13 protein-coding genes are annotated in these 12170 nt (G+C 57.8%); 11 read left to right on the top strand and 2 right to left on the bottom strand.

Going from position 1 to position 12170, the window contains the following annotated elements:
• Positions 1-153 precede the first annotated feature (153 nt).
• Complete coding sequence (locus FNL37_RS10485) at positions 154-789, bottom strand: response regulator (protein WP_013441564.1); 636 nt, start codon at positions 787-789, stop codon at positions 154-156.
• Positions 789-2129 carry an ATP-binding protein gene (locus FNL37_RS10480; RefSeq protein ID WP_159356070.1) on the bottom strand — a complete coding sequence of 447 codons (1341 nt, stop codon included), beginning with the start codon at positions 2127-2129 and terminating at the stop codon, positions 789-791. The genes FNL37_RS10485 and FNL37_RS10480 overlap by 1 nt, the downstream gene beginning before the upstream one ends.
• 308 nt (positions 2130-2437) lie before the next feature.
• Between FNL37_RS10480 and FNL37_RS10475 the strand changes: the two genes are divergently transcribed.
• The 11 genes from FNL37_RS10475 to FNL37_RS10425 all read left to right on the top strand — a co-directional run bounded on the left by FNL37_RS10475 (position 2438) and on the right by FNL37_RS10425 (position 12155).
• Positions 2438-4177 carry a methanol/ethanol family PQQ-dependent dehydrogenase gene (locus tag FNL37_RS10475; protein ID WP_280526118.1) on the top strand — a complete coding sequence of 580 codons (1740 nt, stop codon included), beginning with the start codon at positions 2438-2440 and terminating at the stop codon, positions 4175-4177.
• Between the two features lie 122 nt (positions 4178-4299).
• On the top strand, positions 4300-5166 hold the full coding sequence (moxJ, locus tag FNL37_RS10470) for a methanol oxidation system protein MoxJ (protein ID WP_013441567.1): 867 nt from the start codon (positions 4300-4302) through the stop codon (positions 5164-5166).
• 58 nt (positions 5167-5224) lie between these two features.
• A complete protein-coding gene (gene moxG / locus FNL37_RS10465; RefSeq protein ID WP_013441568.1) occupies positions 5225-5698 on the top strand; it encodes a cytochrome c(L), periplasmic in 474 nt (157 codons plus the stop codon).
• An 82-nt stretch (positions 5699-5780) separates the two neighbouring features.
• Positions 5781-6065, top strand: a complete 285-nt coding sequence (locus FNL37_RS10460; protein ID WP_013441569.1) for a methanol dehydrogenase [cytochrome c] subunit — start codon at positions 5781-5783, stop codon at positions 6063-6065.
• A 123-nt stretch (positions 6066-6188) separates the two neighbouring features.
• Complete coding sequence (locus FNL37_RS10455; protein WP_159356068.1) at positions 6189-7211, top strand: AAA family ATPase; 1023 nt, start codon at positions 6189-6191, stop codon at positions 7209-7211.
• The gene (locus FNL37_RS10450) at positions 7208-8146 is read left to right on the top strand and encodes a DUF58 domain-containing protein (protein ID WP_159356067.1); all 939 of its coding nucleotides are present in this window, start codon (positions 7208-7210) and stop codon (positions 8144-8146) included. Before FNL37_RS10455 ends, FNL37_RS10450 begins: the two co-directional genes overlap by 4 nt.
• The gene (locus tag FNL37_RS10445; RefSeq protein ID WP_159356066.1) at positions 8143-9081 is read left to right on the top strand and encodes a hypothetical protein; all 939 of its coding nucleotides are present in this window, start codon (positions 8143-8145) and stop codon (positions 9079-9081) included. Before FNL37_RS10450 ends, FNL37_RS10445 begins: the two co-directional genes overlap by 4 nt.
• On the top strand, positions 9078-10079 hold the full coding sequence (locus FNL37_RS10440) for a vWA domain-containing protein (RefSeq protein WP_159356065.1): 1002 nt from the start codon (positions 9078-9080) through the stop codon (positions 10077-10079). Before FNL37_RS10445 ends, FNL37_RS10440 begins: the two co-directional genes overlap by 4 nt.
• Positions 10067-10654, top strand: a complete 588-nt coding sequence (locus tag FNL37_RS10435) for a tetratricopeptide repeat protein (protein ID WP_159356064.1) — start codon at positions 10067-10069, stop codon at positions 10652-10654. The genes FNL37_RS10440 and FNL37_RS10435 overlap by 13 nt, the downstream gene beginning before the upstream one ends.
• The gene (locus tag FNL37_RS10430; protein ID WP_159356063.1) at positions 10651-11628 is read left to right on the top strand and encodes a vWA domain-containing protein; all 978 of its coding nucleotides are present in this window, start codon (positions 10651-10653) and stop codon (positions 11626-11628) included. The genes FNL37_RS10435 and FNL37_RS10430 overlap by 4 nt, the downstream gene beginning before the upstream one ends.
• Positions 11625-12155: an SRPBCC family protein gene (locus FNL37_RS10425; protein ID WP_159356062.1), complete on the top strand. Its 531-nt coding sequence runs from the start codon at positions 11625-11627 to the stop codon at positions 12153-12155. Before FNL37_RS10430 ends, FNL37_RS10425 begins: the two co-directional genes overlap by 4 nt.
• The last annotated feature ends 15 nt before the right edge of the window (positions 12156-12170 follow it).

The raw sequence follows: 12170 nt of genomic DNA, 5'->3' as shown, positions 1-12170 counted from the left end.
CGAACCATATAAGCCAGCGCAAAAAAAAGACCGGCAAGGGTATGCCGGTCCATCAACTATGGTGTTGTCAGTGGAGAGAGACAACTGACTCCAGTGTAAAAGCAGAGCCCCGCTTGCCGTGAGAGACAGCTTCATGATTTCAGCGGGAAATGTTCACGTTTTGATGATGTTGAGCTTGATGGCGAGCAGCATCAGTTGCGCGGCGTTTTCCACATTCAGTTTTTGCCGCAGGCGCGTCTGCACATTGGCGATGGTCTTGTAATCCAGACACAGAGCCGCGGCAATATCCTCAATCGAGCGGCCCTGGGCCAGCAGGTTGAATACCTCGAATTCGCGTGAGCTCAGGCTGTTGAGTATGTCGCCGCCATTGATGTTGTGCATGGCGATTTCCTGCGCGATATCGTGGCTGACGTATTTGCGGTTATTGGCAATGGCAAAGACGGCCTCTACCAGCACATCCGGCGCAGACGACTTGGTGACATAGCCACTGGCGCCCGCTTGCAATGCGCGGGTGGGGAATATGGCATCGTCATGCATGCTGAACACCAGCACCTTGGCATTGCGGTCGCGCGAGACAATGCGCTTCAGCGCTTCCAGGCCGCCCATGCCGCGCATGGAAAGGTCCATCACCACCACTTCCGGCTGGTGCTCCGAGTAAACCCGGTAGGCATCCTCGCCGCTATCCACTTCGGCGATCACCTTGATTCCGGATTTTTCCAGCAGGTGGCGATAGCCCTGCCTTACCACGGCATGGTCGTCCACTAGCATCACTCTTACTGCACCTTGCATTACACCATCTCCTTTATCGGGGTTATGGGGATGACCGCGCGAATCCGGGTGCCCGTGCCAGCAGCGCTGGACACCTCGAATTTACCGTCAACCGCCTTGATTCTTTCACGCATGCCGGCAAGCCCCAGGCCTTTGTGTGGCTGGGCCTGCGAGATGCCGCAACCATCGTCGGTAATATCCACGATCAGCCTGTCACCCTGCATGAACAGGTGCACATCAATCAGGCTGGCCTGGGCGTGGCGTGCGGCATTGGTAATCGCCTCCTGAATCACGCGATAGATATTGATGGTCAGCTTGTCATCCAGATGATCAAGCGCATCGTCTATCGCCAGCTGATAGCGCGTGCCATTGGCAGGATATTTCCAGGTGTCGATCAAATGCTGCAGGGCGGCACCCAGCCCAAGCTCGTCCAGCGCGGCAGGGCGCAGGCGATGAATAAGCTGGCGCGCCGAGCGGTAGATATGATCGGAGTGCGAAATAATGTGCAGCGCCACTTCACTGATACTGGGTGGCAGATCCGGCATATTGACCAGGCTGGTGGCGTTGGCCTTGATCGCATTCAGGTATTGCCCCATGTCGTCGTGCAGGTCGCGGGCGATATGGCGGCGCTCTTCTTCCTGCAACTCCAGCGCCTGCCGCAACAGAAAGTGATTCTCCCTGAGCAGGTTGGAAATTTCCGATTCGGCGGTTTTGATCTCGGTGATATCGGCAGCAAACACATGCAGGAACTGCAAGCTGCCATCCTGGCTGAAATGCCCGAGGATGCGAGCCATGGCATAGGTGCGTTTACCGTAGACGCCTATTACACAGAGCTGCTCCACATCCACTTTTTGATGTTCTTTGACCACTTCCATCAGGTGCGACCACGACGGGCCGTGCTGTAAGTAGTCGGCCAGGTTATTCCCCACGGCCAGCTCTGGCGTCTGTATTTCCAGGAAGCAGGCCATGGCTGGGTTGCACATCTGGATCACGCCTTGCGTCGTGACCACGGCATTGCCCGCCAGGTTTTCATTGAATAGTGTCTGGAATTGCAGGCGCTCGGCCAACAGTGCCTGTTCGGTCTGGTTGCGGCTGCGCACCTCGCGCTTGATCTCCTGCCAGCGGCGCCAGGCAAACCAGCTCATGGCGAGGGTGGCGGCGGCCAGCGCATAGGGCAGCTCATCAATGTCGTATTCGTCTTGGCTGGTCAATGTCCAGTCGATGAAGATTTCCGACAGCTCAAAGTAGCCTGCCAGCAGGTAAGTCAGGATGAAGCTGCAAGGGACAATCGCAAACTCAAGCAGGACATTCTTTCTATCCAGCTGCTTGCCTAGGGTAATGGGGGCGAACGGGATGCGCATAAATGCTCAGTATGCGCTGTGTCACATTGGCGCCCTAGCGACTCGCTCCCGAATGTGACCGGGAGCTCATCCTTACATTGCTACAAAATGTAATTAAGTATTACAAATTGTGAATATGTGAATTTTTCCCTGCGCAAAAGTGAATGGCGCACCTCGTGCCGCAAAGGCAGGTTTGAGATAGTTCGTCGTCGCTCTACGACAGTGGTAGCGAGGGAGTAGGACTATATCAACATACGAGGAGGATTCCGAAGATGAAGGCAAGAATAACAGCTACTGGCTTTGCAGTTGCTGGATTGGCATTGTCAGCCATGCTGCCATCAGTAGCTGCGGCAGCTGATAGCCTGGAAGCGCTGGGTGCCAATCCCAATAACTGGACAATGCAAACTGGGGATTATACGGGGCAACATTACAGCCGCCTTTCACAAATCACGACAGGTAACGTCAAGAACCTGAAAGCTGCCTGGTCGTTCTCCACCGGCCTGCTGCACGGTCATGAAGGTGCGCCGCTGGTGATTGGCGACATGATGTACATCAACACGCCATTTCCAAACAATACATTTGCCCTCAACCTGGCTGAGCCAGAAAAGATTGTCTGGCAGCACAAGCCCAAGCAGGATGCCTCCGTCAAGGCGGTTGCCTGCTGTGACATCGTGAACCGTGGCCTTGCCTACGATGATGGTCGCATCTTCAAGACCCAGCTGGATGGTCACCTGGTTGCCCTGGATGCCAAGACCGGCAAGGAACTGTGGAAGATGGAAAACTGCGATCCTGCAGTAGGTTCCACCATTACCCAGGCGCCTTTCGCTGTTAAGGGCAAGGTGCTGGTTGGTTGTTCCGGTGCTGAGCTGGGCGTGCGCGGTTACGTGACTGCCTATGATCAGAAAACTGGTGAGCTGGTATGGCGTTCGTTCGCGACCGGTCCTGACAATGAGCTCAACCTGGCCAAAGACTTCAACAAGGACAATCCTCACTACGGTCAAATGGGCCTCGGCACCAAGACCTGGGAAGGCGAAGCCTGGAAAATCGGCGGCGGCACCAACTGGGGCTGGTATGCCTATGATCCCAAGCTGAACCTGTTCTACTACGGTTCCGGCAACCCTGCTCCATGGAACGAAACCATGCGTCCAGGCGACAACAAGTGGACCATGACCATCTGGGCACGTGATGTGGATACTGGCGCTGCCAAGTGGGGCTACCAGAAGACTCCTCATGACGAGTGGGACTTCGCTGGTGTTAACCAGATGATCCTGACCGATCAGCCAGTTGGCGGCAAGTCGCAGCCTCTGCTGACTCACGTTGACCGTAACGGCATCATGTACACACTGAACCGTCAAACCGGTTCTATCGTACAAGCTGCCAAGGTTGATCCTGCAGTGAATGTATTCAAGAAGGTGGACCTGAAGACCGGCCTGCCATTGCGCGATCCTGAATTCAGCACCCGCATGGACCACAAGGGTACCAACATCTGCCCATCTGCCATGGGTTTCCACAACCAGGGTCTGGATGCTTACGATCCTGACAGCCGCACGTTCTACTTCGGTCTGAACCACATTTGTATGGATTGGGAGCCGTTCATGCTGCCATACCGTGCAGGTCAGTTCTTCGTTGGTGCAACGCTGGCTATGTACCCAGGCCCTAACGGCCCAACCAAGAAGGAAATGGGTCAAGTTCGCGCCATGGACGGTGTGACAGGCGAAGTGAAGTGGACCAAGTGGGAGAAATTCTCCGTTTGGGGCGGCACTCTGGCTACCAAGGGCGGCCTGGTGTTCTACAACACTCTCGACGGCAACATCAAGGCTCTCGACAAGACCAACGGCAAGGAAATCTGGAAGTTCAAGATGCCTTCCGGTGCGATTGGTGCGCCTATGAGCTACGCCTACAAGGGTAAGCAGTACATCGCTACCAACTACGGTGTGGGCGGTTGGCCTGGTGTAGGTCTGGTATTTGACCTGACCGACCCAAGTGCTGGTCTGGGCGCTGTAGGTGCCTTCAAGGAACTCCAGAACTACACCCAGATGGGCGGTGGTGTGATGGTGTTCGGTCTGTAATACAGGCCTTGTGATTAGGCCGCCGGTGCCCGGCACGATGACAGGGTGCCGGCGGTTTTTATCAGATAGCGTTTTTACTGTGCAGTTTTAAAGATCATCACGGTGTGTTTTAAGGGAAAGCAATGAAACTGATCAAGTGGAGTGTGATGTTCGCCATCTGGGCGAGCGCGTTCGGCGGGCAGACTGCCATGGCGCAAGACAATGCGCAAATCAAGACCAAAGCCGACAGTCCATTACGAATTTGTGCGGGTGAGGATGAACTGCCTTACTCGAATACCCGGGAAGAGGGGTTTGAAAACCGGATCGCCGATGTGCTGGCCAGTGAACTGGGCCGCAAGGTGGAAAACGTCTGGTGGAAAGATGCGCGCTATGTGGTGCGTGACCTGCTGGATAAGGATAAATGCGATGTGATTATTGGCGCCGATGAAAACGACCCACGTGTCGCCACGACGCCTGCTTATTACCGTTCCGGCTACATCTTTGTTTACAAGAAAGACAAGGGCGACCTGGGGCTGACGGACTGGAATAGTCCTTACCTGAAGAAATCATCCACCCAGATAGGCTGGATTCCGGAAACGCCACCAGAGGTGATGCTGGTGCAGATCGAGCGCTTTGTCGACATGTTCCAGTACAAGGCCGAGATCTCCAATTACAAGTCGCCGCGCAACCATTACATCAAGTATGACCCATCGCGTGTGGTGAATGATGTGGTGAATGGCCGCCTGGATGTGGCGGTGCTGTGGGCGCCTGCAGCTGCCCGATATGTCAAGCAGTCCAGCGTGCCGCTGGTGGAAAAGCTGGTGGTGGATAACGCCAAGAAATCGAATGGTGAGCGTGTTCCGCATCAGTTTTCGGTAAGCGTGGGTGTGCGTAAGAACGATACCGAGCTGCTGAAGCAGATTGAGCAGGCGCTGGTGAAGCGCAAGGGCGATATTGATGCCATTTTGAAGGCAGAAGGTATCCCGCTGTTGCCAACAACCAAGCCTTGAAGCGACGCTTTACTGAGCGGTAGCCACGATTTTTCAATAAGCAATAAAGGGTAATGCAATGCGTAAACGTAACAAACTGGTTCTGGTCGCAGCACTTCTGGCGGCCACCGTATCTGTCTTCGCGGATGACCTGATCTTCCGCGGCACCATCTCCGGTGAAATGCTCGATTTCAAGGGCCTCAACGAGACGGAAACCGATGCGGTGAAGAAATTCAAGCAAACCGGCGTCAACCCCTACAACGGCAATGCCGAGGTGATCAAGAAGGGTGAGAGCCTGTTCTCCACCGCCTGTTCAGGCTGTCATGGCCATCTGGCCGAAGGCAAGCTGGGCCCGGCGCTGTCCGACGACTACTGGACCTACCCCAAGAATGCCACCGACAAGGGCTTGTTCGAGACCATTTTTGGTGGCGCCGAAGGCATGATGGGCCCGCAACGCGGCCGTCTGACGCAGGATGAGATGCTGCAGATCATGAGCTGGGTACGTTCCATTTATCAGGGCGATCCTGAAAAAGCCAAGTGGCTCAATAACTAAGTTGCTTTTGTATCACTCCCTTCGCGATGTGATCCTGGCCGCGCGAAGGGTTCTTTAACTGCCGGGTATGAGGAGGAATGCAATGCAAAGCAAAAATTGGCTCAAGCACGGTCTGATGGGCGTGGCGGTTTTGGTATTTTCATCCAGTGCTTTTGCTTACGATGGCACCAACTGTAAAGAACCAGGCAACTGCTGGGAACCAAAACCAGGTTTCCCGGAAAAGATTGCTGGTTCCAAATACGACCCCAAGCATGACCCCGTCGAACTCAGCAAACAGGAAAAGGCCATCAAGGCCATGAACGAGCGTAACGCCAAGCGCGTTGCCAACCTGAAAGAAACAGGTCAGTTCAAATACGACGTCAAGTAAAGCGATTGATTTAACTGGCGTAGCGGATAGTGCATGTTATGCGCTATCCGTTTTTTCCGGTGCCACCGCGGCATCCCGGACCCCCTCTGCCGCCTTGCGCGGATTAACCCGATAGTGAGTTCCATGAATACGACACCTTCTGCTCTGGCCGACTGGCGTGAACGCGCCACGGCGTTTGAACAATCCCTGAATGCGGTCGTTCTGGGGCAGACCCACCCGATCCGTTCCCTGCTTATTTCACTGTTTGCCCGTGGCCATGTATTGCTTGAAGGCGATGTGGGCGTAGGCAAGACCACGCTGCTGCGAGCGGCAGCGCGCGCGCTGGGTGGCGCTTATCAGCGCGTTGAGGGCACGGTGGACCTGATGCCTTCCGACCTGATTTACCACACCTGGATAGATGATGCCGGGCAGATGCGCATTGATCCTGGCCCCTTGCTCAGTCAGGGCGACGCCTTGTCCGTGTTTTTCTTTAACGAAATCAACCGGGCGCGTCCGCAAGTCCACTCACTGCTGCTGCGCGCCATGGCCGAGCGCAGCGTGACGGCATTTAACCGCGAATATTATTTCCCGCATTTCATTCTGTTTGCCGACCGTAACCGCGTGGAAAAAGAAGAAACCTTTGAGCTGCCCGGCGCCGCGCGCGACCGATTCTTCATGGAAGTGCTGGTGAAGGCTCCGGACGACGACGAAATTCGCAAGCAACTGATGTTTGATACCCGCTTTCAGGATACCGACAAGCTTATCGAGAGTGTGCCTGCGGCCATCCTGCCGTATGACCAGCTGAACGATGTGGCCGCCAGCATTCAGAAGCATGTGCAGGCCAGCCCTGCACTGCAGAATTACGCGCTTGCCCTGTGGCAAGCCACTGCCAAACCACAGGATGTGGGTGTGCAGTTATCCGGCATTGACGTGAGCAGTCTGGTGCTGGCCGGAGCCAGCCCGCGTGGCATGGGCATGCTGATGCGTGGTGCGCGTGTGGTAGCGTGGCTGGCCGGGCGTGATTACCTGATGCCGGAAGACATACGCGAAGTGTTCTACGACATTATTGCCCACCGCGTGTTTCTGCAGCCAGTGCACGAGCTGCACCGCGATGTGATTGCCCCAGCCTTGATGGAAGCCGTACTGGCACAAGTGGCGGCACCGTGAGCCTGTTGTCCTCTATCCCCGAGCTGATTCACTACTATGTGAAATGGCGCGCCAACGGCTTGCGTGCTGGCGCCCATGTCGGCCGCATTGCCGGTTCCGGCAGCCGTTTTCGCGGGCACGGCCCCTTGCTGGATAACCCGGATCCGCGCCGCATTGATGTGCGTGCGACTGCACGTGATCCATACCGCCGCCTGCTGGTGAAGATGTACCAGCAAAATGTATCGCTGCCAGTGTGGGTGGTGGCCGACTGGTCGGCCTCCATGGCGTTTCAGGGCGAGCAGGGGACAAATGATGGCCAGCCTCAGCATTCCGCTGGGAATTCCGTTTCCAAACCTTCTGCGCGTATTGACGCAAACAAGATCGAGGTGATCGCTGACCTGTGCGAGCAACTGGCCTGGTCTACCTGGCGTATGGCAGACCGGCTGGGGTTCATAGCCTGCAACGATGGCATCGTGCGCGAGCTGCAAGTCCCCGCGCGCTGCAGCCGCCTGCAGGGCAGCGCCATTCGCCAGCGGCTCATGCAAGCGCCCGCTCCGCAAGGCGGCGCGCATGGTCTGGCCTCTGCCGCCGCCGAGATCGGCCGCGAGCGTTCGCTGGTTTTTCTGGTGACCGATGCCCATTACCCCTTGCCTGAATTGCAACAGGTGCTGCAAAGCCTGAGCGGCCATGATGTGGTGCCCGTGGTGCTATGGAATAGCGCCGAATACAGCGCCCTGCCGCGCTGGGGCTTTGCCCGCTTTCGCGATGCCGAAACGCGGCAGGAGCGCCTGCTGTGGTGCCGGCCTCGCCTGCAGCAAAAAATCAATGCCGCCTATGAGGCGCGCCGTGAGGCCATTGCCGAGGTCTGTGCGCAATGGGGACGCCTGCCGTTTTTTATCAGCGACCGCCTGCAAGCGCGGGCGCTGACACATTATTTTATGGAGTCGGCACGATGATGCCTTTACACCGTCCGTGGCGCCTGATTCGCGGGTGCCGCAGGGCATGGCTGGCGATGCTGGGCCAGGCCATGCTGGTTTTTTCGATGGCAAACGCACACGCCGCCGCTGATGCGCATGTGGAAAGCCATTACCGCGAGGCCGGATACTTTATCGGCGACGTGATTGATGAAGTGGTGGATATTACCGCCACGCCCGGTGCCACGCTGGTGGAAGAAACCCTGCCGCGCAGTGGCGATGGCCAGTGGATAGAGCTGCGTGAGGTGGATGTGCAGGAAAACGCCCCCGAGCAGGGCCGTTTCAAGCTGCACCTGCGCTGGCAGTTGTTCAAGGCCCTGCGTGAGACGCGCACCATTCCCTTGCCTGCCTTCACCGTTAACCTGCGCCATGGCCAGACCGTGTTGCCGGTTAAAATCCACGAGCGGCAGGTCATGGTGTCGCCCTTGCTGCCGGTGATTCTCGATACCAGCCAGACCAGTTTGCGCCCAGACAGCCTGCCGCCATTACGCGATACCGCGCGGCCCATGCGCTACACCTTGCTAGCACTGGCGCTGACGCTGACTGCCGCACTCTGGCTGTTATGGCGCCATGACAAACCGCCTTTCCGCTGGGCGCCCGCTGGGCCATTCACGTCGGCCTGCCGTCGTCTGCGTGGTCGCCAGGGCCGCAAACTCAGCCTGGCGCAAAGCTTTGCCGTGGCGCATCACGCGTTTAACCAGGCGGCAGGGCGGACGGTGTTTGCCAGCGATGTGCCGGTGTTGCTGAAACTGCGGCCTGAACTTGCGCGCCTGCGCCCCGAGATTGAAGCGTTTTATGCGCGCTCTGCCCGCGTGTTTTTTGCCGAGGCACCGAATGCCGCGAGCGCTGACGATGTCGCTGCGATCAAGACCTTGCTGGCCGCCTGTCGCGCATTGGAGCGAGGCCGCAAACCGTGATCAACGCCCTGGGGTTTGATACGCCAGCCGCTCTGTGGCTGCTAGTGCTAGGCCTGTTGCCCCTGTGGCGCCATGGTCAATCGGTATTGCGCCATCCAGCCATGCTGTTGATGCCGGAAGACCGCTGGTCGCGCATCTTGTCATGGGCCTTGCGGCTCATTGGCATGCTGAGTGTGGTGGCGCTGGTGCTGGGCATGGCGGGCTTGCACCTGCGCCAGTCCGAGGTGGAGCGCGTGGGGCATGGCGCCCATATCATGGTGGTGCTGGATCGCAGTGCCAGCATGAACGATGACTTTGCCGGCAAATATATCCAGTCGACCGACGCTGTGCAGAATCCCTCCAAGCTCAAAGCCGCCCGCGAAGTGCTCGCCAAATTTATCGAGAGCCGCCAGCAGGATCTGGTGGGCCTGATTACTTTCAGTACCTCGCCGGTGTTTGTGCTGCCACTGACGCATGACCAGGTCGCGCTCAAGGCGGCGCTGGATAGTGCCGAAGCCCAGGGTATGGGCTTTACCGCCGTGGCGCGGGGCCTTGGCATGGCGCTGGATTACTTCAAGGGCAAGCCGGTGACAGGCGCCCGGCTGATCCTGTTGGTATCCGATGGTGGTGCCCACATCGACAGCCAGACGCAGGATCGGATACGCAGCTGGTTTGCCAGTGAGCACGCAGCGCTTGCCTGGATTTATATCCGCGGTACCAATTCCCCCAGCATTTTTGTGCAGCCGGGGGAAGGTGACGATGCCGCCAGTGCCCCTGAGTATTTCCTGCATGAATATTTCAAAACCCTGGGCGTGCCTTATCAGGCTTATGAGGCGGAAAACCCGCGCGCGCTGGAAGCCGCATTGCGCGATGTAGGCAAGATGCACAACCTGCCTTCGCATTACTTTGAAAAACAGCCACGCCGCGATCTGGCAGGGATTTGCTATGCCGCAGCCCTGCTGTTGCTGGTGCTGCTGTATGGCGCAAAACGAATGGAGATATCGCAATGGCACGCATGATCTTGTGGCGCGAGACCCTGGCCTGGAGCCTGCTCGCCGCCGGTCTGGGGCTTACCACCTGGCAGGGCTGGCAATGGTTGCAGGCCAGCCAGGTGAATCAGGTACTGGCTAACCCCAAGGAGCCGATAGAGAAGCACGCGCCATGGCTAAGCCAGACCCCCGAAGGGCAGCTGCTGCAAGCCTGGCAGCTGACGCGACGTGGTGATAGTACGCATGCGCTGGAAATCTATGGTCGGCTGGAGCAGCGCCTGCCCCCGGCCTTGCTTGCGCGCGCCAAATACAATATGGGCAATACCTATCTGTCGACGGCGCTGGGCGCGTTGACTGAAGAGGGCGCGCTGGCCTACAACCAGGCCGCTCCCTTGCTGGCGATGGCCAAAGATGCTTATCGCGATGCCCTGCGCCATGACCCGCAGCTATGGGATGCCCGTCACAACATGGAGCTGGCGCAGCGTGCCAGCCCGGATCTGACACCCGGCATCCGCAATGAGCAATCACAGGAAGAAACCGAGCTGAAGACCACCACCGAGCGTGCCTGGCCGACGATCCCAGGTTTCCCCAAGGGCATGCCGTGAAGCAAGGCTGGCGTTTGCGTATTGCCCGGGCGCCGGGGCGGGCGCTGCTGCTGGCGGCCTGTATCCTGATGTTGCCGGTGTTTCTGCATCTGGAGCTGCCCTTGCCGCGCAAGGTGTACTCGGTGGGCTTTGTCATCGATATTACTCAGAGCATGAATGTGCGCGATGGTGGCCCCGGTGGTGTGGCACGCCTGGCATTCGCCCGACAAGCGGTGCGCGATGCCTTGCGTCATCTACCCTGTGGCTCGCTGGTGAGCATCGGCATGTTTACCGAGCGCGACGTTTCCATGCTGTTCAAGCCCATGGAAGTCTGTGCCCATTTCAGTGTGCTGGATGAAGCCGTGGAGCGGCTGGACTGGCGCATGGCCTGGGCGGCGGATTCCTTCATCACGCATGGCCTGTATCGCGGTATTGAAGAAACCCGCAAGCTCAAGCTCGATACCCTGGTGTTTCTGACCGATGGTCAGCAGGCACCGCCTGCCAATCCGCGGTACATGCCGGTGTTTGATGGCAAACCGGGCGAAGTAGGCGGCATCATTGCCGGGGTCGGCGGGCTGCAACGGCAAGCCATCCCCAAGCTCGATGAAAACGACAACATTACCGGCTACTGGCTGCCGGAAGATGCCATGCAATTTGCCACCTTCGGCATGTCCCACGTGCAGTCCGTGCTGGAAATGGAAGGCTACCATGGACGCAATGCGCCGCATGGCGCACATCCCGAAGGCTCGTATACCGAGCATATGTCGGCCCTGGATGAAAAAGGCCTGCAGGAACTCGCCAAGATAACCGGTCTGCATTATCTGCATTTGCAGGACAAGGCCCAACTGGCCGATGCCTTGCGTCAGAACACCTTGCACCGGCAGTGGGTTGCCAGCGATATCCGCCCCGTATTTGCCGGGCTGGCCTTGCTCCTGCTGCTGGCCTCGTATTTCCCCGCTTTTATTTCATCATTGTTCAAGAAAGGAAAACCATGAAATCATGGATTGCAGCACTGTTATTGGCATTACCCCTGGCGGCGTGGGCGCATGGCCCCACCCCGCAGAAAGCCGAGGAAACTGTAGAGATCAATGCGGCACCCGCTGCTGTCTGGGCCAAGATCAAGGACTTCGGTGCGATTGCCAGCTGGCAACCTGCCGTGGAAAAAGTGGCGGCTGAAGGCGGCAATGGCAATGGCGCCAAGCGTACGCTGACATTCAAGAGCGGCGGTGTGCTGGAAGAAGAACTGGATGATTACTCGGATGCCGAGATGCGCTATGCCTACCGCATGGGCCGTGACATGGATATCAAGGCCTTGCCGGTCAGCTCGCTGAATGGCCGTCTGGAAGTCACTGCAGGCAAGGACGGCAAGACCGTAGTGACCTGGAAGGCCCGTTTCTACCGTGCTTTTACCGGCAATGAGCCGCCAGCCGGGCAGGATGATGCCACGGCAGTGGAAGGCGTGAAGGCCTATTTCCGTCAAGGCCTGGATAATCTGAAGCAGCTGGTGGAAAGCGGCAAGTAACTTTCGGGAAAAATT

The sequence above is a fragment of the Methylovorus glucosotrophus genome (assembly GCF_009858335.1).
Classification (GTDB): Bacteria; Pseudomonadota; Gammaproteobacteria; order Burkholderiales; family Methylophilaceae; genus Methylovorus; species Methylovorus glucosotrophus.
The sequence above is the reverse complement of the archived record's forward strand: the minus strand, read 5'-3'. Positions and strand labels throughout refer to the sequence as shown.

What these genes read in the sequence shown, in the direction of transcription:
- FNL37_RS10445 (WP_159356066.1), top strand. Translation starts at nt 8,143, where the DNA reads ATGATGCCTTTACACCGTCCGTGGCGCCTGATTCGCGGGTGCCGCAGG.
- FNL37_RS10435 (WP_159356064.1), top strand. Translation starts at nt 10,067, where the DNA reads ATGGCACGCATGATCTTGTGGCGCGAGACCCTGGCCTGGAGCCTGCTC.
- FNL37_RS10475 (WP_280526118.1), top strand. Translation starts at nt 2,438, where the DNA reads ATGCTGCCATCAGTAGCTGCGGCAGCTGATAGCCTGGAAGCGCTGGGT.
- FNL37_RS10455 (WP_159356068.1), top strand. Translation starts at nt 6,189, where the DNA reads ATGAATACGACACCTTCTGCTCTGGCCGACTGGCGTGAACGCGCCACG.
- moxG (WP_013441568.1), top strand. Translation starts at nt 5,225, where the DNA reads ATGCGTAAACGTAACAAACTGGTTCTGGTCGCAGCACTTCTGGCGGCC.
- FNL37_RS10425 (WP_159356062.1), top strand. Translation starts at nt 11,625, where the DNA reads ATGAAATCATGGATTGCAGCACTGTTATTGGCATTACCCCTGGCGGCG.
- FNL37_RS10460 (WP_013441569.1), top strand. Translation starts at nt 5,781, where the DNA reads ATGCAAAGCAAAAATTGGCTCAAGCACGGTCTGATGGGCGTGGCGGTT.
- moxJ (WP_013441567.1), top strand. Translation starts at nt 4,300, where the DNA reads ATGAAACTGATCAAGTGGAGTGTGATGTTCGCCATCTGGGCGAGCGCG.
- FNL37_RS10485 (WP_013441564.1), bottom strand. Translation starts at nt 789, where the DNA reads ATGCAAGGTGCAGTAAGAGTGATGCTAGTGGACGACCATGCCGTGGTA.
- FNL37_RS10480 (WP_159356070.1), bottom strand. Translation starts at nt 2,129, where the DNA reads ATGCGCATCCCGTTCGCCCCCATTACCCTAGGCAAGCAGCTGGATAGA.